The 22,166-nt window shown below is 40.5% G+C and carries 20 protein-coding genes; 2 read left to right on the top strand and 18 right to left on the bottom strand.

What is annotated here, in order from left to right; genetic code table 11:
- Window positions 1-242: 242 nt before the first annotated feature.
- From cmk to V3C97_RS03435, 4 genes are all read right to left on the bottom strand, one after another.
- A complete protein-coding gene (cmk, locus tag V3C97_RS03450) occupies window positions 243-920 on the bottom strand; it encodes a (d)CMP kinase (protein WP_338434463.1) in 678 nt (225 codons plus the stop codon).
- 143 nt (window positions 921-1,063) lie between these two features.
- On the bottom strand, window positions 1,064-1,669 hold the full coding sequence (locus V3C97_RS03445; RefSeq protein ID WP_338434462.1) for a LysM peptidoglycan-binding domain-containing protein: 606 nt from the start codon (window positions 1,667-1,669) through the stop codon (window positions 1,064-1,066).
- A gap of 92 nt (window positions 1,670-1,761) precedes the next feature.
- Window positions 1,762-3,219 carry a RecQ family ATP-dependent DNA helicase gene (locus tag V3C97_RS03440; protein ID WP_338434461.1) on the bottom strand — a complete coding sequence of 486 codons (1,458 nt, stop codon included), beginning with the start codon at window positions 3,217-3,219 and terminating at the stop codon, window positions 1,762-1,764.
- Window positions 3,206-4,255 carry a helix-turn-helix domain-containing protein gene (locus V3C97_RS03435; RefSeq protein WP_338434460.1) on the bottom strand — a complete coding sequence of 350 codons (1,050 nt, stop codon included), beginning with the start codon at window positions 4,253-4,255 and terminating at the stop codon, window positions 3,206-3,208. The genes V3C97_RS03440 and V3C97_RS03435 overlap by 14 nt, the downstream gene beginning before the upstream one ends.
- A gap of 222 nt (window positions 4,256-4,477) precedes the next feature.
- On the opposite strand from V3C97_RS03435, the gene V3C97_RS03430 reads away from it, so the two are divergent.
- Window positions 4,478-6,061 carry an Nramp family divalent metal transporter gene (locus V3C97_RS03430; protein ID WP_338434459.1) on the top strand — a complete coding sequence of 528 codons (1,584 nt, stop codon included), beginning with the start codon at window positions 4,478-4,480 and terminating at the stop codon, window positions 6,059-6,061.
- Window positions 6,062-6,140: 79 nt separating this feature from the next.
- Here V3C97_RS03430 and V3C97_RS03425 read toward each other — a convergent pair whose 3' ends face one another.
- The 10 genes from V3C97_RS03425 to V3C97_RS03380 form a co-directional block, all read right to left on the bottom strand.
- Window positions 6,141-6,863: a pseudouridine synthase gene (locus V3C97_RS03425; RefSeq protein WP_027826749.1), complete on the bottom strand. Its 723-nt coding sequence runs from the start codon at window positions 6,861-6,863 to the stop codon at window positions 6,141-6,143.
- Window positions 6,832-7,458: an SMC-Scp complex subunit ScpB gene (gene scpB, locus V3C97_RS03420; RefSeq protein ID WP_338434458.1), complete on the bottom strand. Its 627-nt coding sequence runs from the start codon at window positions 7,456-7,458 to the stop codon at window positions 6,832-6,834. The genes V3C97_RS03425 and scpB overlap by 32 nt, the downstream gene beginning before the upstream one ends.
- Complete coding sequence (locus V3C97_RS03415) at window positions 7,445-8,206, bottom strand: segregation and condensation protein A (protein ID WP_283590191.1); 762 nt, start codon at window positions 8,204-8,206, stop codon at window positions 7,445-7,447. Before V3C97_RS03415 ends, scpB begins: the two co-directional genes overlap by 14 nt.
- A complete protein-coding gene (locus V3C97_RS03410; RefSeq protein ID WP_027826752.1) occupies window positions 8,199-8,558 on the bottom strand; it encodes a GNAT family N-acetyltransferase in 360 nt (119 codons plus the stop codon). The genes V3C97_RS03415 and V3C97_RS03410 overlap by 8 nt, the downstream gene beginning before the upstream one ends.
- Window positions 8,559-8,626: 68 nt before the next feature.
- Window positions 8,627-9,532, bottom strand: coding sequence for a site-specific tyrosine recombinase XerD (gene xerD / locus V3C97_RS03405; RefSeq protein ID WP_338434457.1), 906 nt, complete (start codon window positions 9,530-9,532; stop codon window positions 8,627-8,629).
- Window positions 9,519-10,385, bottom strand: coding sequence for a CvfB family protein (locus tag V3C97_RS03400; protein ID WP_338434456.1), 867 nt, complete (start codon window positions 10,383-10,385; stop codon window positions 9,519-9,521). Before V3C97_RS03400 ends, xerD begins: the two co-directional genes overlap by 14 nt.
- Before the next feature lie 10 nt (window positions 10,386-10,395).
- Window positions 10,396-10,857: a DUF441 domain-containing protein gene (locus V3C97_RS03395; protein WP_009554553.1), complete on the bottom strand. Its 462-nt coding sequence runs from the start codon at window positions 10,855-10,857 to the stop codon at window positions 10,396-10,398.
- Window positions 10,858-11,022: 165 nt separating this feature from the next.
- Window positions 11,023-12,783 carry a pyruvate kinase gene (gene pyk, locus V3C97_RS03390; RefSeq protein WP_009554555.1) on the bottom strand — a complete coding sequence of 587 codons (1,761 nt, stop codon included), beginning with the start codon at window positions 12,781-12,783 and terminating at the stop codon, window positions 11,023-11,025.
- An 86-nt stretch (window positions 12,784-12,869) separates the two neighbouring features.
- On the bottom strand, window positions 12,870-13,838 hold the full coding sequence (gene pfkA, locus V3C97_RS03385; RefSeq protein WP_009554557.1) for a 6-phosphofructokinase: 969 nt from the start codon (window positions 13,836-13,838) through the stop codon (window positions 12,870-12,872).
- 133 nt (window positions 13,839-13,971) lie between these two features.
- Entirely contained in the window at window positions 13,972-17,322 is a 3,351-nt protein-coding gene (locus V3C97_RS03380) for a DNA polymerase III subunit alpha (protein WP_338434455.1), read from the bottom strand.
- A 213-nt stretch (window positions 17,323-17,535) separates the two neighbouring features.
- Here V3C97_RS03380 and V3C97_RS03375 point away from each other — a divergent pair, with 213 nt between their 5' ends.
- Window positions 17,536-17,724, top strand: coding sequence for a DUF2929 family protein (locus V3C97_RS03375; RefSeq protein WP_009554561.1), 189 nt, complete (start codon window positions 17,536-17,538; stop codon window positions 17,722-17,724).
- Window positions 17,725-17,788: 64 nt separating this feature from the next.
- Here the strand turns inward: V3C97_RS03375 and pepT are convergent, their stop codons facing one another.
- The 4 genes from pepT to rpoD form a co-directional block, all read right to left on the bottom strand.
- The gene (pepT, locus tag V3C97_RS03370; RefSeq protein ID WP_338434454.1) at window positions 17,789-19,039 is read right to left on the bottom strand and encodes a peptidase T; all 1,251 of its coding nucleotides are present in this window, start codon (window positions 19,037-19,039) and stop codon (window positions 17,789-17,791) included.
- Window positions 19,040-19,061: 22 nt separating this feature from the next.
- Complete coding sequence (locus V3C97_RS03365) at window positions 19,062-20,177, bottom strand: Nif3-like dinuclear metal center hexameric protein (RefSeq protein ID WP_338434453.1); 1,116 nt, start codon at window positions 20,175-20,177, stop codon at window positions 19,062-19,064.
- Window positions 20,170-20,874, bottom strand: coding sequence for a tRNA (adenine(22)-N(1))-methyltransferase (locus V3C97_RS03360; protein ID WP_027826756.1), 705 nt, complete (start codon window positions 20,872-20,874; stop codon window positions 20,170-20,172). Before V3C97_RS03360 ends, V3C97_RS03365 begins: the two co-directional genes overlap by 8 nt.
- Before the next feature lie 169 nt (window positions 20,875-21,043).
- Window positions 21,044-22,159 (bottom strand): RNA polymerase sigma factor RpoD, encoded by a 1,116-nt coding sequence (gene rpoD / locus V3C97_RS03355; protein ID WP_009554569.1) that lies wholly within the window; start codon window positions 22,157-22,159, stop codon window positions 21,044-21,046.
- Window positions 22,160-22,166 lie beyond the last annotated feature (7 nt).

Genomic DNA, 22,166 nt, shown 5'->3' with positions numbered 1-22,166 from the left:
CTCTCTATTTTAGCTTATATTCAATTTAAATGCTAGGAAAAATTTTAACGAATAACAATATTATTCCGCTACTCTTTAAAAATGCTTCTCTTTTTTCATCAATATGAAGCATGCTAAATGCAACAAACTCTAAAAACTATTCCTTGTGCGTTATATTTCTATTTACTTTAAACCCGTTTATCGAAATCATTGCAATAAAAAAGAGTGAACCATTTTGTTCACTCTTAATGATGTACTATCAATTATTCTTGTTCCTTTTCTTTGACGATAGCCATCACTTTCGCTACAACTTCCTCAATCCCCATTGAAGTTGTGTCGACTTCAATTGCATCTTTAGCTTTTGTTAATGGGGAAATCTTGCGGGTCGAATCTTTTTGATCACGCGCAGCAATTTCTTGTTCCAGTGTGGCCAATGGTGTGTTAATTCCCTTAGCTACGTTCTCTTTATACCGTCTAACGGCTCGTTCGTGAACACTTGCAATTAAGAAAATTTTCACTTGCGCATGCGGAAGAACAGCTGTCCCAATATCTCGACCATCCATCACAATTCCCCCTTGGGCCGCGATCTTGCGCTGTTGTGCTGTCAAGATTTCCCGCACACTTGGCTGTGCAGCTACAACTGAGACATTGTTAGCAATCTCTGGTGTCCGAATAACGTCAGTTACCTCTTCGTCATTGACAAACACCCGTTGTTCAGTTTTCCCTGGTTGGAAACGAATTGTCATTTGACCTAACATCTGTGCCAACGCAGCATCATCATCCAACCGTACCTTATTTTTCAGTGCAACATAAGTAGCTGACCGATACATAGCTCCCGTATCACAATAAATATATTGCAGCTTTTTGGCAATCAGCTTGGCAATGGTACTCTTACCTGCCGATGCCGGCCCATCAATTGCAATTTGCATATTTTCTTTCATAACTCTATTCACCCTTTACCACATTAAAAATATTATGCTCACGCGCCAAACGCATTAAATAATGGTCCTCTTGTCCACCGTATTAATGTATGCTCCTTAGCAAAGGAAAGAGGCTGGTCATTCCCAGCCTCTATCCAAATTTATTATTTAATCCGTACCTGTTGTCCAGGACTAAGTTGGGAAGAAGTTGACAACCCTGGGTTGAGTTGAATCAACTGGTCTACTGTCAATCCATTATTTGTTGCTACCCGATAAATTCCTTGTCCTTGACCAACTGTCGCATACTGCTTGGCTTCCTGGCTAGAAGAACTAGCAGCACTCGAAGATGACGCCACGGAACTACTGGAACTTACTTCAGAGCTGCTTGCTTCATTCTTACTACTGGTTGTTTCAGCAGACGTACTAGTAGCTTTTTTCTTTTCTTTTTTACTAGTTGCCTTTTTAGCCTTATGCGTCGAACTACTTTTGCGCTTACCTTCACTAGATGTCACTACTTCGACACTATCAGCATCATTTTCAACTGGTTTTGTTGCAGTCTTTTGCGATAGGAAATATAAACCAATAGTTCCCAAAATAATCACAATAAAAATGATCAACAGTGATGTCGTTAATACTGTATTATTTCTATTCTTACGCTTATTTGCTGTCCGTGAGTAATTGCCCCTGTCATCACGTTCATCTTCGAATTGATTTTCCCAAGGCTTGTTATCTTCCACTTGGCCCCGTGAATCCCTGTCGTCACGATTCATTGAACGATTCCTCCTCATTGGTTATACATTGACATTTTACCATAGTTAAATAGCCCATGTACTCTTAATCTTAAAAGAAAACGACCTTACTTCTATAAATTTAAAAAAAGCTTATCCAAAATAGCATTATACGATTGAATCGTATATGAAGGAGTCACACTTTTGGTGCGCAATAATCCTAATCTGGCTAGTGGTAATTGTGTGACGTCATAATTACAACAATTTTCATCATGCTGATGAGCGTCTTTTTCAGCAAAGTAAGTATCAATAAAGCGTCGCAGACAAGTTGTCCCTTGAGCATACGTGGTCATCACTTGCAACGCTTTTTCTTTATCCTGAAAGCGTGTAGTAAAAAAGCGCGTGGTTGCTTCTTCCGAGAACCCCCGTTCAATAAACGCCTTAATCACCTTAAATTTATCATCATCTATCCCCGTAAAAGATGTCTTTTCATTCAATCTATAAACAAAGTGAATCTCGTTGTTAGTTGGAACAGTTGCAGCGATTAACTGCTGTTGAATCATTTCATCGCCCTGGCTATACAGAAGAATTGCAATGCTAGGCTGGCCGTCACGACCTGCCCGCCCGATCTCTTGGACATAACTTTCCATGTCTCCTGGCATGTGAAAATGAATTACAAACCGAATATTTCCCTTATTGATCCCCATCCCAAAAGCACTGGTAGCACAGATAACATCTAATTTGTTGTGTAAAAATTGCTGTTGGATAACAAACCTGTCCTCTTTACTCAAGTCAGCATGATATGTAGCTACCCGTAAGTTCGTTTCTTTCTGTAATTGGACCTGCATTTGATCGGCCAACTTTTTACTAGAGAAATAAATTAATCCTGGTCCTTGCAGACGCTTTACCAACGCAAACAATTCTTGTTTCTTTTCTTCTTGACTTGAGGTTCTAACAACACTCAAATATATATTTTTACGGTTAACGGGCCGGCGGATAACTGGATCGTCTCCTTGTAAATGCAGTTGCGCTATGATATCGCGTTGTACTTTTGGTGTTGCTGTCGCAGTTAAAGCCAAAGTTAAGGGATCTTGTAACTCTGACCGCAGTCCACCTAACTGCAGGTAATCAGGGCGAAAATCCGGTCCCCATTGAGATATACAGTGAGCTTCATCTATTACCAGCAACCCCCATTCCATCTGCTGAATAGTTGCTTTGATTTGTGGAGTCGCTAGGATCTCAGGGGAAGCAAAGATAAAATCGTATTCTTCCAAGTGGTTAATAACAAAGCTTCGTTCCCAATAAGTTAAAGCCGAAGTCAAGGCTATTGATCGTTTAAAACCTAACAACCGCAATTGTTCAACTTGATCTTGCATCAAGGATAATAACGGTGAAATTATTAAAACTTTTTTCTTTAAATAAGCACCCATAAACTGGTAACACAATGATTTGCCGTTACCAGTTGGCATAATTGCTACTGTATCTTTAGGAGTTAATAATTGTTGTATTACCGCTAGCTGTCCGGGCTTAAATGTTGCATAACCAAAATGATGTTTTAAAAAATGTTGCAGTTCCTCCTTAGTGGCTACCATCTTTTTCACCCTTTACATACATTATTTGAAATAAACGAAAAGTAATAAAATCAAGTTCTGGCATCAACTGCTGAGCTTCCCGAAACCTCCAATTGGCAATTGTAGTTTCGCCAGTAAACGCTAATCCCTTGAGTTGCTCATATAATTCAGAGCTTACCCAGTGGCAGTACGGAAAATCGTCCAAAACAATAGCATTATCCAGCATATGTTCTTCCACTGTACTTTGGCGTAAATGATAAATCTGTCTGATCTTAGCCAGCGGTACCCCCTGCATAAACTCCTGATATGTTCGTTGGGCTGCTATGGGAACCGCCCCTCCAGCACTGACTGCAGTAATCAATGGTTGAACCACCGATCCTTGCCATTCCTGTAAACAGCGGTTAGTGATATTAATTACAATGTTGGTTATATCATCTTCGTCTATATTTTCTGCTTGACTAATTTGAGCATTGGTCAACCCATTAACTTGGTGTCCAATTAGCGTATTGGCAAACACATCTGCTTCTTGGGGATTACAATTGGCTAAGCATACGCGGAGTAACTGGGTAAATTGGCGAACAGCTTGTTGCTTATTACTTTGGCCACTAAACCAACGGCGAACTTGGTTTTGAGCATAGATGTCATTAGTCACCACAATATAGTTCTTATTTGCATAGCTAAATTCAGAACAAACCTGAACTAACAAGCGCAATATTACTCGCCATCGTTCAATATTATAGTCAGCAAAAAGTTTCGTGCGTTGCAATGGCCAGTGAATATGTCGCCATTCTTGGTAATACTTCCTACCCTGCCCAGTCAAGTATACAGTGTGATCATCATTTGCAGCTAAATAACCAGCTTGCACAAGATCAGCAATATCCTGCTTAAATTGTTCATTCCCAAGATCAGGATCCATTTTAATCACATCCAGCCACCCGTAAACTAATCCCCAATATAATGATGAACTAGTTGTCTTTCCTTTTAAAAGCTGGCGTAAAACACTTGGACGTTTAGGCTGTTCACTATCAAAATAACCCAATAATTCTTCTTTTCGCATTGTTTTCCTCATCGTTATAGTGTTTCTATATTATATTATAACAACTCTACATTCGTTGTCGTTTTTACTTCTTGTTAAAAATGCTGTATCTTATTCTAATTTAAAACCCTTTCATGATAGTATCTCCACCCTAAAAATAAGGTAAGCCTAAAAAATTGTTTTATTCTATAAAAAAATGTTGTACAATACCGTTGAACATGGAAAGAAAGGGTGGTATTTACTTTGGCAAATACTAACAAGAAGCATAAGCTTATTGAATATGCTAATGGACCATCATTGGAGGAAATCAACGGAACGGTCAAGGTTCCTAAGGGAAAGGGTTTCTGGAAAACCCTCTTGGCCTACTCCGGACCAGGAGCTTTAGTCGCTGTTGGTTATATGGATCCAGGTAACTGGTCAACTTCAATTACTGGGGGACAAAACTTCCAATACTTACTGATGTCCGTGATCTTAATTTCGAGTTTAATTGCGATGTTACTTCAATATATGGCAGCTAAACTGGGAATTGTGACACAAATGGACTTAGCTCAAGCAATTCGAGCTCGAACTAGCAAGGCTTTAGGGATTATTTTATGGATTATGACAGAGCTTGCCATCATGGCGACTGATATCGCTGAAGTTATTGGGGCTGCTATTGCTTTGTACTTACTTTTTGGTATCCCATTAACTTACGCTGTCTTTATCACTGTCCTTGACGTTTTAGTCTTATTGCTGCTGACGAAAATTGGCTTCCGAAAAATTGAAGCAATCGTTGTTGCCTTAATTTTTGTTATTTTATTTGTTTTCGTCTATCAAGTAGCATTATCTGATCCTGATTGGGGTGGCGTTTTTGCTGGTTTAGTACCAACTGCTAAAACTTTTGCTGAATCACCATCAATCGGTGGTCAAACACCAATTACCGGGGCTTTAGGGATTATTGGGGCAACGGTTATGCCACATAATCTTTACCTGCACTCTGCTATTTCACAGACACGGGCCATTGACCACAACGATGAAGAAGATGTCGCAACAGCTGTACGGTTCTCTGCATGGGATTCCAATATCCAGTTAAGTTTTGCATTTATTGTTAACTCCCTTCTTTTGATCATGGGGGTAGCCGTCTTCAAGACTGGGGCTGTTAAAGATCCATCATTCTTTGGTCTGTACGAAGCTTTATCTAACACTTCAATGTTGAGTAACGGGGTCTTAATTGCCGTTGCTAAATCAGGTATCTTGTCAGTCCTCTTTGCCGTTGCTTTATTGGCTTCTGGTCAAAACTCAACGATTACAGGGACTCTGACAGGACAAGTTATCATGGAAGGCTTTATTCATATGCGGATGCCGCTCTGGGCACGGCGTTTAATCACTCGGTTACTATCCGTTGTTCCTGTGTTGATCTGTGTTGCGTTAACTTCGGGTGAATCAACTATCCAACAACACGAAGCAATTAATAACTTGATGAACAATTCCCAGGTATTCCTTGCTTTTGCATTACCATTCTCTATGTTACCGTTATTATTAATGACTAACAGTGAGCACGAAATGGGAGCACGGTTCAAGAACTCTCTATGGGTTAAGGTTGTTGGCTGGATCTCAGTTATTGGGCTAACTTTCCTCAACCTCAAAGGATTGCCAGAAAACATCACTGATTTCTTCGGCGATAATCCTTCTGCTCATGAGATTGCTTTGGCTCATAACATTGCATATTTCTTGATTGTTTTAATCTTGGCTTTACTTGTCTGGACTGTAATCGATATCATCCACGGAGACAGAAAACTAGCCGCTAAAAAGCAAGCAGCTATGCAAGCCCAACATTTAGCTGAATAATTGATACGATAAGATTAGTAAACAAAAATCGGACTGCGAGTTTAATCTCACAGCCCGATTTTTTATATTGATAATGTTTTTACAGACGTCCCTGTTTTAACAATTCTATTTCATCATGCTTTAATTCCCGGTACTCACCAGAAGTTAAACCCTTAAGCGTAAGGAAACCATATGTTTCTCGCTTCAGCTTCTTAACTGGATGTCCAATTGCTTGAAGCATTTTTTTCACTTGGTGATTTCGACCTTCATGAATTGTCAACGATACAATAGCTGTTTGCTTCTTCATGTCAGTACTCAATACCTTACTTTTAGCTGGGGCTGTCTTGCGCCCATCAATGATTATCCCATGCCGTAACTTCTCTAACTCGTCATTGGTAGGAATTCCCGCAACCTTAGCAACATAGGTCTTGTTAACCTTATACCGTGGATGCATCAACTTATTAGCTAAGTCGCCATCATTGGTCATCAAAAGTAGACCTGAAGTATCATAATCTAGACGTCCTACTGGGTAAAGGCGCTGCTGATAAATATCTTTAAAAAAGTCAGTTACTACTTTCCGCCCCTTATCATCTTTAGCTGCGGAAATGACCCCGCGTGGCTTATAAAACAAGATGTATACTTTTTGTTCGCGCTCAATTAACTGCCCATCGACAAGCACCACGTCCGCACCAGTTACTTTTGTACCTAGTTCCTTGACTACTTGTCCGTTAACTTGTACACGCCCTGCCTTGATCATCCGTTCGCTTTCACGCCGTGATGCCACACCGGCTCTAGCCATTACTTTCTGTAGTCTCTCTGCCATTCTTTTCTCCTTCTGTTTGTTCCAAAGAACTATTGAATAACTTCATAAAATCAGTAGAATTATTCCCCTCAGTCTGTAAAACTTGTTCCTCATCAATTGCTGGTAAATCACTTAGACTTGTGAGTCCAAAAAAATCTAAAAAATGATCTGTTGTCCCGTACTTAAAAGGTCGTCCGGGAATATTTAATCGTCCCTGTTCGGTAATCAGATCATATAATAATAACTTTTGAATCACACCTGCAGACTGTACTCCACGAATTTCTTCAATTTCCACCCTGGTAACAGGTTGTTTATAGGCAATGATCGCTAATGTCTCCAACGCCGCCTTAGATAAAGTCGTCATTGCTGGCGATTCAAAATATTCTTTAACTACTATTGCTAAGCTTTTTTTAGTTGCTAGGCGGTAGGTTTCTCCCGCAGTTAATAGACACAAGCTTGTGTCAGGATCAGCGGCATACTTCGCCTCTAACGCCGCTAATTGCTCCTTGACTGCTGGCTTCATCATATTGGTGAGTTGGGCTAACTGTCCTAACGTTATCCCTTCACTCCCACTCACAAACAGCAAACTCTCAATTTTTGCTTTATTCGATAACATTATTACCCTCACTAGTAATCATAATCGGTTCAAAGTTTGCCGCCTGTTGTACTCCAGCTTCACCTATTTTTACCAACTCCAGCAACGCCAAGAAAACCGTTACCAGGTGTTCGACAATATTATCTGGAAACAACCCTTCAAAAGCGACAACACGCTCCACCTTCAGACGTTGTCTAATGGTATTCATCTCAGATTTAATATTGTAACGTTCTGGATGTACCTGTGGTTGTGCAAACTTCACGAACTTTTTTCGTTGTAAGATTTTAACAAAGGCTGTCTGTAACTGTTCAACTGTTGTTGACTCTGGGCGCAGTTGCCCTAATTGAGCATCAAGAGGTGGCGCAGCCTGTTCACGCGAATAACTAAGTTCTCGTTCAGATGCCAAATCAGCCAACTTAACGCCTATTTCCTGATATAACTGGTGCACTAATAATTGTTGAACCAAATCATTCCGTGGATCCTCCTCATCTACATCAGCAGATGACGCCTCTTGCTCCTGCGGTAATAAAAGCCTACTCTTGATATTCATTAAAGTAGCTGCCATTACCAGATATTCACCTGCAATATCCAGACGTAATTCCTTCATTTGGTGAAGATAATCCATATATTGCGATGTGATCGCCGTCATTTGAATATCATAAATATTCATCTCGTTTTGGCGAATCAAATGTAATAGCAGATCTAATGGTCCTTCAAAACTGGTTAATTTGAAGGTTAACTTCTTTTCGTGGGATTCCAGTTTATTCACTACGCTTCTGCTCCCATTTAGTAACAAACGATGCTGTCTCCATATTACCCATCAATTTTAAATTAGGGAGACGTTCGCTCAAGGCAGTTAACATCTTATAAGTTACCCCTTCATTCCGTTGTGCTGGTGAAACAGCGATCTGCCGCACAATAATAAATTCATCGTTTAATTCGACCCCAATAATCCCTGTGAAATCTTCATCTTCGTTTTTCCACAAAAACAATGCCCGATTATCTTCAGCCTGATACCAGTCGATTTCTTGCTTTAGTCGTGCAAAATCTTTCAAATCTGGGATAAATGACAATAACCCCATCGCAATTTTTTGGTAGTCATTTTTATACTTATACAGCATTTTGACCTCCATACCCCGTTCATTAGTCAATATATAGTAATGTAACATAACTTTGCATCTCGAACCAGTTAAGCTCTGGGATGCGTCTCTTTATAAATCTCTGCTAGTCTCTTATGCGATAAGTGTGTATAGATCTGAGTAGTTGAAATATCAGCATGTCCTAGAAGTTCTTGAACAACCCGCAAATCAGCTCCATTTTCTAAAATATGTGTTGCAAATGAATGTCGCAACGTATGTGGTGTAACATCCTTCGTTATGCCAGCTTGCTGTGTATACTCCTTTATTTTTTTCCAGATTCCCTGCCGACTTAGCTTATTACCATGAAAATTAACAAATACGTATTCACTATTTTTGTTCTTCAATAGCTGCGGGCGCGCATCCTGTAAATATTTTTCAACCCAAGCACAAGCAGCATCTCCGATGGGAACGATTCTTTCCTTGTTCCCCTTTCCTAACGTTTGCAGTAATTGTAACGGCAGGTGCAAATCACTGAGTTTGAGATTAACTAACTCGCTTACCCGTAAGCCGGTTGCGTACATCAACTCCAAAAGTGCACGATCACGCATGCCTAATGTTCGGTTAACATCCGGCATTGCTAATAATTTATCCACTTCATCCGGTGATAATACAGCTGGCAAATGTTTTTGCTTTTTAGGCAAGTCCACTAGTACCATCGGATTAGTGGTAATTTTTTCTTCCTGAATCAAATACTGAAAAAAGCGTCGCAGACTGGTTGTACTCCGAATAATAGAAGAATTAGCCTTTCCTTGTTCTTGTTGCCTTTGCATGTAATCAACCACATTATGGTTGGTCACTGCTTCGAAAGTAGTTATTTTTTGCTGCTGTAAATAAGTAGCAAATTCTGCTAAATCATTCCCATAACTAGTTACAGTGTTGGTAGTTAATCCCCGTTCAACCAGTAAATAGTGCAAGTAATCTGCAATAACCTCTGTCAGCGCATCATTGTTGCTCATTAAGAATCAACTCGCCTTCACGTTGCTGAACCAATCCAGCTTTCATCAGGTGACCAACACTCCGCTTAAATTGCCCCTTACTAATACCAAAGTAAGCTTTGATAGCAGCAGGAGTACTCTTATCTGTATACGGCAGATGTCCTTGATTTTGCTTTAAGGCAGCCAGTATCATCTGTGCATCTTCACTAATCGCCTCATAAGCCCGGGGTTGAAGTGATAAATTGAGCCGCCCGTCAGCATGAACATCAATTACCCGTGCCTGAACAACTTGCCCCAAATACGGCTCTTGTTCCCGTTCTCCATGATAAATAAAACCTAAGTAATAATCACTAGTCAACACCAGGGTCCCTGCACGCTTAAGCCGGTATACCGTCGCTGTAACTTCACGATTCATCATCCGTTTATCGGCCTGCACACTTACTTGGCGGATCAAATCATCCATTGCCAGTTTACCCCAAATACGATCCTTGTCATCAACTGTCAATGCTAACAGTAACCGACTCCCCTTCTGAGGCCATAAATGCCGTAGAAGGGGCAAATCATCACTAGAAATAGCAATATCCTTATCAGGTAAACCAATATCAACAAAGACACCCAAGTCACCATGGCTTCCTACAACTGTTCCCCAAGCATATTGGTCACGCCCAACTTTAGGAACCTGTTTAGTCATCACCAATTGGTGGTGTTCATTTTGATAAGCAAATCCTGAAATAACTGCTCCCGGTCGTGGAACTTTCTTTAGTTCTTTTTTTGCAATTCGAAAAGTATGCCCATCAACCTGGGCGAAAACATAATTATCATTTTCATCCGTCACAGTTGCCCGGACCGTTCGTGCCAAATAATCTTTTAGCATCTTATCCTCCCTATGTAAAGCTCAAATGTAAAAAAGTAACAATATAGTAGGTGATTCCCGCTGCGATAATTGGTCCAGCAGCTACTCCCTTTAAAAAGACTACCCCAATGATAGTCCCTAAAACCAGGGCCACGGTCACTTGCGGTGTATCAGTTAATAGGTTTACTCCATGCCGTGAGAGAATAGCAACGGCAATGCCACATCCCACCGCAATCCATCCCGCTGGTGTTTTCATTGCATGCAAAAGATCAATAAAACGAATCTTTCCCGTTGCAATTGGAATTAATATTGCTATTGAAATTAACGTCACACCCCAGTTAATACCCTTACTTTGAATAAGTGGAAATAGCTTAGAACTTAACGGAGGTAATAACTTAATCCCCAGTACAATAAATGTGGCAATCAATAGGGAATTATTACGGCCAACAAAAGCTATCCCTAATATTGCCAGCAAAAATAACCAACTCTCCATATTTTTCCTCGCAATCATAATACATATGTTTTTATCATACCAAAAATATCCCTTAAAATCAGCTATCCAGTGCGGATATAAATAAAAATGGATGGCAGATAAATCTACCATCCATTTATTTTTAGTGTTGCTAATGAGCCAAACTCATTGATTCACTTCTAAAAATTAAAGTGTGTTAGATACACCGTTGTAAACAATACCACGACGACTATCAACAGTGATAGTTTCACCGTTACCGATCAAGCTAGTAGCGTTCTTTGCCCCAACGATAACAGGAATACCCATGGAAATACCTACAACTGCAGCGTGAGAAGTCAAGCCACCGTTTTCAACAACTAAAGCAGCGGACTTTTGAATAGCTGGAGTGTAGTCCTTATCAGTTGTTTCAACAACTAATACGCCACCCTCAACAGCATTTTCGTTAGCTTCTTGTGCTGAATGTGCAATAACTGCCTTACCAATAACAGTTTCATCACCAACACCTTGACCTTCAGCAAGCTTGGAGCCGATTAATTGGATCTTCATGATGTTAGTAGTGCCCTTTTCACCCACAGGTACACCAGCAACGATCAAGATCAAATCGCCTTCCTTAGCGAAACCAGACTTCTTAGCTTCTTCAGTAGCTAATTCGAACATGTCGTCAGTAGAAGCTGGAGTTTCAGCGATAACAGGGTGAACACCCCAGTTAACAGTCAAGCCACGTTGAGTCCGTTCATCGAATGTAACTGCTAAAATGTTAGCATTTGGACGATACTTGGAAATCATCCGTGCAGTGTGACCAGACTTAGTTGCAGCAACAATTGTCTTGATGTTCAAGTTGTCAGCAGCTTCAGCAACAGCACGACCGATGGCTTCAGTAACATCAGTCTTGTCAAAGTCGTTCAAGCTGATCCGTTGGTTGTGACGCAAAGCATTTTCAGCCTTGATGTCGATCCGTGCCATAGTAGCAACAGACTTAACTGGGTAATCACCGTTAGCTGATTCACCAGAAAGCATCGTTGCATCAGTACCATCCCAAACAGCGTTGGCAACGTCAGAAGCTTCGGCACGAGTTGGACGTGGGTTTTCTTGCATAGAGTCTAGCATTTGTGTTGCAGTGATAACTGGCTTACCAACAGCATTACACTTTCTAATCAATTCCTTTTGTACCAAAGGAACGTTTTCAGTTGGAATTTCAACACCCATGTCCCCACGAGCAATCATCAAACCATCAGAAACCTTAATGATTTCATCAAAGTTGTTGATACCTTCTTGTGATTCAATCTTAGGGAAGATTTGCACGTGTTCCATGTGCTTTTCTTCTAAGAGTTCACGAATATCTAAAACGTCTTGAGGCTTCCGTACGAATGAAGCAGAAATATAGTTGATTTCGTTGTCCAAACCGAAGCGAATATCACTAGAATCTTTTTCAGTGATACCAGGCAAGTTGATGGAAACGCCAGGAGCGTTAACACCCTTACGTGAACCTAAAGTCCCTTCATTAAGAACCTTAACAACTAATTCACGATTAGCTTCGTCCTTTTCTTCAACTTGCATATCAAGCAAACCGTCATCAAATAAAACGTGGCCGCCTACATGAACGTCATCATAAAGACCTTCATATGTAACAGCAATCTTTTCCTTAGTAGTTTCAAGGGATGAGTCCATTGAAATACGTACTACATCACCAATAGCATAAGTTACATTACCATTAGCTTGCTTAGTAGTCCGAATTTCAGCACCCTTTGTGTCAAGCATCAAACCTACAGTCTTGCCTGTCACTTTTTCAGCTTCATGAACTAACTTCATCCGACCTAAATGTTCTTCGTGGTCACCGTGTGAGAAGTTAAAACGGAATACGTTAGCACCTGCTTCAATCAGTTTAACAATTGTATCAAGATCGGAACTAGCTGGTCCTAATGTACTAACAATTTTGGTTTTCTTCATGAGTAAAACCTCTCCTTTGAAAAATATTAAAGATGACTTTTATGTCGCTCTTTACAAAAAATTAAAAACGTTAATCAAACCGTTGTTTATTTAAAACGTAAACGGTCATTCAAGTCTAACAGAGTTGTATCTGTATGATGTTTGTGATTTTCAAGCGTATCGATAATATCATGTGCTACAAGTTGGTTATCCTTGATACCAATTGCTAAACCACCCTTGCCTTCAAGTAATAACTTGATAGCATAGTCGCCTAAACGAGCAGCTAATACACGGTCCTTAGCAGTTGGTACACCCCCACGTTGAACGTGAGCCAAAGTGATTGCCCGACTATCGAAATCACCGTATTGGTCAAGTTGTTCCTTGAAGTCAGCAGCAGACATCACACCTTCTGCAATGACAATGATACCATAATCCTTACCGTGCTTACGGTTTTCTTCCAAGTGTTCAGCAATTGCTTTGATATCATATTCACGTTCTGGGATAACAATTGCATCAGCAGCTGTGGCAACCCCAGCCCATAAAGCAATATCGCCGGCCCCCCGACCCATCACTTCAACAACGAAATGACGTTGGTGAGAACGAGCAGTATCAGTAACCCGGTCCAATGCATCAACACAAACGTTAACAGCTGTATCGAAACCGATAGTAAAATCAGTCCCTGGAATATCATTATCAATAGTCCCTGGGATCCCGATAGAGTTGAACCCTAACTTAGTAAGCTTTTCAGCACCGTGGTATGAACCATCGCCACCAATCACAACTAAGGCATCAATTCCAAATTTCTTTAACTGTTCGATCCCTTTCAATTGTGTTTCTCTTTCAGCAAATTCAGGGAACCGTGCAGAGTATAGAATTGTACCACCACGGTTAACAATTGTATCTAAATCCTTTAAAGAATTCATGTTAAAGATATTACCTTCAACTAAGCCCTTGTAACCGTAGTTAATCCCAAATGCTTCTAACCCTGCATCCATTGCAGCCCGTGCGATCGCACGAACAGCTGTATTCATACCAGAGGAGTCGCCACCGCTGGTCATAATACCAATGCGTTTCATATTGTCCACCTCAAAAATTATTATTCTCTAATTTCTTTTCTTGTTCAAAAGTAATATTATCACTTTTATACGGAATTGTCTTGTATTTTTTATTCATAGTAAGCAGTTTTTCTGATTTATCTATCATTTATCCTTATTTCAAGACAACATTAGTTTCTCCTAAGATTTCTCTAAGCGCTTTCTGGGTTAAATGACTGGGATTCAACCATAATTTTCGCGCTAAAACTTGTTGCCGTTTACTTTGCTGGTCAACAACAATAACTGGTGTTTTCCCCCTATTTTCCTTCATCTTTGCGAATAGATATTGCCGTTGCTGCAAGCTGAAATCGGCTGGAAGCCGTAAATAATATACTTGTGGAACAACATTAGCTGCTAATTGAATATCATTAGCCACTAGCTTAAGACCATAATGTTGTTCTGCTTTACCTTCTATTAGATACACTTGATTAGCTTGCAAGTTCATCCCGATTCTTCGGAACAAATTAGGGAAAACTGTCACTGAAATATTGCCACTGCTATCACTTGCAGTTAAAAAGGCCATTTTCTCCCCCTTTTTAGTCAGAATTGTTTTAATTTGTTGTACATATAACAAAACCGACTGCTTTTGACCTACTATCAACTCAGTAATTGATACCAATGGATAAAATAAGCCCAAACGTTTGAACTCATCAACTGGATGTGCTGAAAGATAGACACCAAGATAATACTGCTCCTTAGCTAACTTTTCATTCAATGATAGGCGTTGGAAATCGGTCCGTTCTTTAGGACGCAAAGTTTGACTGTCAATTCTTTGCGCCTGAGGACTACTTTTATCGTGAATCATAATACTGCTGTTATCGACCAATTGTTGCAACCGTACTAGGAGCTTTTCACGTAGTGGTTCATTACTATCAAATGCTCCACTGTAAATCAGTGGCGTTATTGTCTCAACTTTCTGAAAATTCTGGTTAATTCGGTGGAAAAAGTCATCAAAATCACGATACATTCCCCCTGCTTTTCGCTGGCTAATGATTTCGGTAATAAAATCACGACGCAACCCCTGAATTGCTCCTAAACCAAAATATACTTGCTGGTTACGAATCACAAAATACATTTGCGATTGATTGATATCTGGCCCGTGCAATGGCACTCGTTGCTTACGCGCGGCAGTCACATATTCACGCATCTTTGGCCCTGAACCAAGTGCCGTATTCATAATTGAGGCATAGAAAGCCTGGGGAAAATGTGCTTTAATGTACGCTAACTCAAATGCCATCTTGGAGTATGCCAAGGCGTGGGACTTATTAAACCCATAATTAGCAAATTGTTCAATATATGAATATACATGTTCTGCTTCAGTGGTTGAGTACCCTTTTTTAGTTGCTCCCTCAATAAATTGGTTTTTCATTTGCGCAATCAAGTCTTTGTTCTTTTTGCTCATTGCACGCCGCAAAATATCCGCCTGACCTAAAGAAAAACCACCCATTGTGGCTGCCACGAGCATTACTTGTTCTTGATAAACAATAATGCCATATGTTTCACGCAAGATTGCTTCCAAACTAGGAGCAGGATAAGTTATAGGTTTTTGCCGGTGCTTACGAGCCACAAATTCTCCGATGTTTTCCATTGGTCCAGGACGATAGAGTGCATTAACGGCAACAACATCCTCAAAACTTGTCGGATGAACTTGACGTAAAACACTCCGAATACCATTCGACTCAAACTGAAAAACTCCGGTCGTAGCTCCCGCTTGGAACAAGTCCAGCGTTTTTTCGTCGTTGAAGTCAATCATATTCAAATCGAAATCAGCTTGGTAATTTCGTTTAACTAATGTCAGAGCATTATCCAAAATGCTCAAGTTCTTCAAACCTAAAAAGTCTATTTTGAGCAAACCTACCTGTTCAACCCCCAGCTTGGTATACTGGGTTAACAAAATGCCATCACTGCCCAGTTGCAAAGGAACTGATTGCGTTAGCGGATAATCACTCAAAATCACTCCGGCAGCATGTGTTGAGTAGTGTCGTGGAAGTCCTTCAATCATCATTGCCACCGTATACATCAGTTTATTTTTGTCGGTAGCGTTAACTAAATTTTGTAACGCTTGCGAATGCTGATACGCTGTTTGTAAATCTGTTGCGTTACGTACAGGTACTGCCTTGCTCCACGTTGCTAACTCGTCATTGGTCATTCCCATCACACGTCCAACATCGCGTAAAGCCTGCTTTACCCCGAATGTCCCAAAGGTAATAATTTGTGCAACATGGTCATGCCCATACATTTGATGAACATGGTCGATTATCAAACTCCGCTTCATATCAGGAATATCCAGATCAATATCCGGCATTTGCGCTCGTTCTTCGTTCAAAAAACGTTCAAACAGCAAATGATAACGTAAAGGATCAACATCCGTAATCCCTAGTGCATAAGCCACCAATGATCCTGCAGCCGACCCCCGGCCGGGACCAACCATAATTTGATTTTGGCGTGCAAAAGCCGTAACTTCCCAAACGATGAGAAAATAATCATCAAAACCCATACGATGAATAGTTGCTAACTCTTGTTCCAAACGTTTTTGATATACTGGGCTTTCTGTATTAGCAATAGCATTTTGGCGTAGCCGTCGGGCTAACCCTTGTTCTGCCTGCTGCCGTAAATATGACGTGGCTGTTTGTTTATTTGGCACCGGGAAATGTGGCAGTTGTGTTGGAGGAAAAGCAAGTTTCAGCTCTATGCCTTGAATCAACTTATCCGCCTGAGCATATTCACTGGCCAACCCATTAGCCTGATAAATTCGTTGATATTCTGCACTAGTCTTGAGGTAATCCAATCCTGCTGCCCGTTTACTCAGCTGTTCTTTCGTCAATTTTTGATCGTTTTTAACAGCTTGCAAAACTTCAACACTGAAATAATCGGTACTTTTAAGGTAACGTACTTGTGAACATGCCACCGTTTTAATCTCGGCTTGAGCACTTAGCGTCCGTGCTTCTGCCAATAAATCTGGATGGACTCGCTCATCTATTCCCAAAAATAATTGCGCACGTGCCGTTATTTTTTGCAAATCTGGTAAAATTTGCCGTGCATACATTAGTTGTGCTCCAGCAAAAATCCCGTCTTCCCGATTAGCATCAGGTAATAAAACGATTGCTAACCCCTGCAAAAAGCCACCGATATCTGCCACAGTTAACTCTCTAGTTGGGGTTTCTTCTTTGGTAATCATTTTCAGTGAAGATAACTCAAGTAAATTCTGATAACCTTGCTTATTTTTGGCTAAAAACAATAGGCGTTTGTTTCCTACTGAGTCCATTTCTAGTTCAAGTCCAAGTATTGGCTTGATTCCATAACGATGACACTCTTGATAGAAAGCTAACGCTCCATACATGACATTAGTATCGGTCAGCGCTAACGCCTGATATCCCATTTTTTTGGCTGCTTGCACGTACTCTTTTATGCGGAGAGTACTTTCCAATAAACTAAAGCAGCTTGTGACTTTTAATGGACTAAACATTTTTTCACTTCCTATCTTACCGAATGTTCTCTCCAACATTAATTATACAAAAACCTGTTCCTTCTTCAAAACAACGCTATTTTTTGAAAGCGTTATCTAATTATTATAGGGAATTCATTTATCCCTTATTATATACTCACGTTAAACAGCAAACTATCATTGTTATCAAGGCTTAAGATATGCTAAACTAAAGTTAATGTGAGGTGTTTCCACATGGGAAAACAAATTATTATTTTAGCTTGGAGTGTAATTTACGGTGAAGTTATGGGCTATGTTGCCGCTGCTTTAGCCGGATTCACTTTCGACGCCAAAATGTCAGCTATTGTTTCTGGGATTGGCGGTCTTGTTTTGATCAATGCTTTATTAGCATTCGTTAAGGATCCTAAGAAAGCTAAGAACTAAAACATCCTATTCCCAGGTAAACACAAAGCGGGGCAAGATCTTAATGATCTTACCCCGCTATTTTTTACTCTTGATGCTGTGCCGTTAGCTTAGCAATCGCAACAATTACATCACAAGCTTTCTCCATTACTTGTGTGGAAACAAATTCAAACCGTCCGTGCATATTTTCGCCACCAGCAAAGATATTCGGAGTTGGTAAACCCTTAAAGGAGATGATCGAACCATCAGTCCCACCACGAACTGGGAATATAGCTGGTTCAATATCCAATTGCTTCATTGCTTGCTCTGCAATTTCAACTACTGTCATATCTTTAGCAATGACTTCACGCATGTTGTAGTATTCATCCTGAACATCCACAATCACTCGCGGTGTTGGATACTTAGCATTCATTTTTTGTGCAATATCCAGCAGCATCTGTTTACGGTCTTCAAAGGCTTGTCGATCATGATCTCTAATGATATACATCATTTGCGCCTCTTCAACAGTTCCATTTAAACTTAATAGGTGGAAAAAGCCTTCCCGGCCATCCGTTTTCTCGGGAACCTCATTTGTTGGTAATTGACCATCAAATGCTTCTGCTAATTTAAGTGCATTGATCATAATCCCCTTAGCAGTTCCAGGATGCACATCTTTCCCCAGTAATGTAACTTTTGCTTGTGCAGCATTAAAAGTCTCGTACTGTAATTCACCTAGCGGACCACCATCAATAGTATAAGCAAAGTCTGCACCAAATTCATTAACATCAAAATGTTGTGCTCCTTGCCCAATTTCTTCATCAGGCCCAAAACCAATTCTAATCAGACCGTGCTTAATTTCTGGATGAGCAAGTAAATAAGCCGCTGCTGAAACAATCTCAGCTACACCCGCTTTGTCATCAGCCCCTAACAAAGTTGTTCCATCCGTCGTGATCAGATCATGCCCGGCATAGTTCTTGAGGTTAGGAAATTCTGCTGGATCTAAATGATATTTCCCGTCAGCATCAAGAGAAATAACCGCTTGCCCATCATAATTCTTCACGATTTGTGGGTTAACATTATGCGCATTAAAGTCTGCTGTATCAATATGAGCGATAAAACCTACAGTCGGGACATTGACATTCGGTGATAGGTTACTTGGGATACTTGCTAAAACATATCCACTTACCGGCGAGATTTTAACGTCGCTTAAACCCAGATCACGTAATTCCTGCGCTAATGCTTTGGCAAATTCTACCTGACTAGGCGTTGAAGGAACTGTATTTGAATCTTCATTTGACCGTGTTTCGGTTTTGACATATTTAATAAACCGTGTCACTAAATCTTGATATTTTTCCATTTTTACCACCTCTGTGATTTATTTAAATAAAGCTAAATGGATCAGTATTAATTTTAGATGAGACAACTTGAATTTGCCAATCATTCTCATCACTCCACTGCTCAAACATGCTTTGAAGATGTGATTTGCAAATGGCCTCAAAATGATGTCCTGGGTCAATTACACTCAGCCCTGAAGCAATAATATCATGTCCTGTATGATAAGTTACATCTGCTGTCACATATACATCAGCCCCTTGCCGCAATGCCTGCGGATAAAAGCGACTGCCACTTCCCCCTAAAACAGCTACTGTCCGTACTAAACGTCTAGGATCTGAAGTCACCAACCGTACATGATCCACTCCTAAGACGTTCTTGCAGAACTTCGCATACTCAGTCACTGTTGTTGCTTCAGCCAATGTACCAATCCGCCCCATTCCGTACGGAGTACCAAAATTTTCTAACCGATATAAATCAAATACTGGTTCTTCATAAGGATGGCTAGCATACATCGCTTGTAAAACTTTATTCTTGTCACGTGCTGCGACCACCACTTCAACTTTGATTTCAGATACTGCAGTTGCTTCATTTATATTGCCAATTGTCGGCTGCGCATCTTTTCCTGGCACAAAATATCCGGTTCCTGGTGCCGTATAGGCACAACCTGTATACTCGCCGATACAACCTGCGCCAGCAGCATTCAAAGCTTGACGAACATGATCTTCTGCTTTTACAGGAACATACACTGCCAGCTTATAGTAATCAGGATACCTCAGGGGCATCAAAGGCTTAGTATGCTCAATTTGCAAGAGTTCTGCAAGCCAGTCATTCATCCCGCCGTTGGCATTATCTAAATTAGTGTGTGCCCCGTATACGGTAATATCATGTTTGATTAATTCTGCATACATTTGATTTTGCGGAACACTTAAATCAAATTTTGTTATTGGCTTAAACATTGCGGGATGGTGAGCAAAAATGAAATCTACATCTTCTGCAATCGCTTCTGCAACTACTTCAGGACGCACATCCAATGTCACCATTACTTTATGAACTTCTTGCTCAAGACTTCCTAACTGCAAGCCAATGGGATCTCCCTTTTCTGCCCACGCTGGCGGAGCAAACTGTTCGAATCTTTGTACAATATCTTTGACTTTAATCATCGGTTCCGATCACCTCTGTTATTTTAGTCATCTCTTGTTCAAGTTCTTGAATACGCACACTATAATCCTTTGGTGCTGCTTGAAGTTGAGCAATGATCTTCTGTAATTTTTCCCTTTCTTTTTGCCACTTAGCAATAAAAGCAGCATTTTTATCCTTTAAAAGATACGGGCCAAAGGTCAATTCATCCGCGCTTAACTCCTGACGTTGTGGAACAAACCGCGCTACCAAGATTTCGTAAATATGTCCATCTTCCGCTAATATCTCTTCACTGATAAGTTCATATTGATTAGTCTGCAACCACAGCCGCACATCCTTGGAGCCAACATTGGGTTGTAAAATCAACAATGGATGATTAACAAGCTTGTCCTTGCCTTTTTCCAAAATATTAGCTATTAACGGTCCTCCCATCCCACAGATAGTTATAGTATCAATTTCATCATCTAGGTTAATTGCGGCCAACCCATCTGCCAAACGGGCCTCAACCAAGTCTTGCAATCCTTCTTGAAGAATCTCATGACGAGCGTTCTCATATGGTCCCTTAACAACTTCACCTGCAATCGCAAATGAGATCTGTTTTTGAAGTGCTAAATAAGCAGGCAAATAAGCATGATCTGACCCAATGTCCGCCAAACGTGCTCCCTGAGGAACATAGTTTGCAACCCGGATTAATCGTTGTGATAACTTATGTGCATCCATCTATATAAGTGTCCTTTCTATACCATCATATTTTCTTTACAATCAAGTATTAATAAAAAAGAGTAGAAAATATTGTTGCATCAATACTCTCCACTCCTTTATCACCGCGATCTTTTATTGTGAAATAAAGTTCAGCCTAAAGTTTTCATTAGCAACGGCTATGACAATCTTATAGGAAATCCTTCAACTGCTTAGAACGTGATGGGTGACGCAATTTTCTCAAAGCTTTAGCCTCAATTTGACGAATCCGTTCCCGAGTAACACCAAAGACTTGGCCGACCTCTTCTAGGGTCCGAGTCCGACCATCATCTAAACCAAAACGCAAACGTAAAACATTTTCTTCACGGTCAGTCAGTGTATCCAACACATTTTCTAATTGTTCTTTGAGCAATTCGTATGCAGCATGGTCAGCAGGACTAGTTGCATCCTGATCTTCAATAAAATCACCTAAATGTGAGTCATCCTCTTCCCCGATAGGTGTTTCTAAAGAAACTGGTTCCTGTGCGATCTTGAGAATTTCGCGAACTTTTTCTGTTGGCATATTCATTTCCGCCCCAATTTCTTCAGGAACTGGTTCTCTTCCTAAATCTTGGAGTAATTGGCGTTGAATTCGGATCAATTTGTTAATTGTTTCCACCATGTGTACCGGAATCCGAATAGTCCGTGCTTGGTCAGCAATAGCCCGCGTAATGGCTTGTCGAATCCACCATGTTGCATACGTCGAAAACTTAAACCCTTTCCGATAGTCAAACTTTTCGACCGCTTTCATCAACCCCATATTTCCTTCTTGGATCAAATCAAGGAATGACATCCCCCGGCCAACGTAGCGTTTAGCAATCGAAACTACCAGCCGCAAGTTGGCTTCAGCCAACCGTTGCTTGGCTTCTTCATCCCCTTCTTCAATCCGCAGTGCCAACTCAACTTCTTGGTCTGCCGTCAAGAGGTCAACCCGACCAATTTCTTTAAGATACATCCGAACTGGGTCATTGATTTTCACACCCGATGGAGCGGAAACATCCTTTTTCATAGTCTCTTCTTGCTTCTTAGCAACTTTTAGGCTGTGGGCACTTGGTTCACCATTCTCATCAACAACGGAGATTCCAGCATCTTCAACTTTTTCAATTAATTGATCCATTTGATCAGCATCCAGACCCAATGGTGCAGCAATTTTATCACTTAATTCTGAATACTTAACTTGTTTGGTCTTTTTGTACTTTCTAATCAAAGACCGCACTTCTTTTTCATAAATGACTTTGTCAAATTTCTTGTTCTCTTCTTTTGCCAATTAAAAT

It is taken from the genome of Ligilactobacillus saerimneri (assembly GCF_036689625.1).
Classification (GTDB): domain Bacteria; phylum Bacillota; class Bacilli; order Lactobacillales; family Lactobacillaceae; genus Ligilactobacillus; species Ligilactobacillus saerimneri.
The sequence above is the reverse complement of the archived record's forward strand: the minus strand, read 5'-3'. Positions and strand labels throughout refer to the sequence as shown.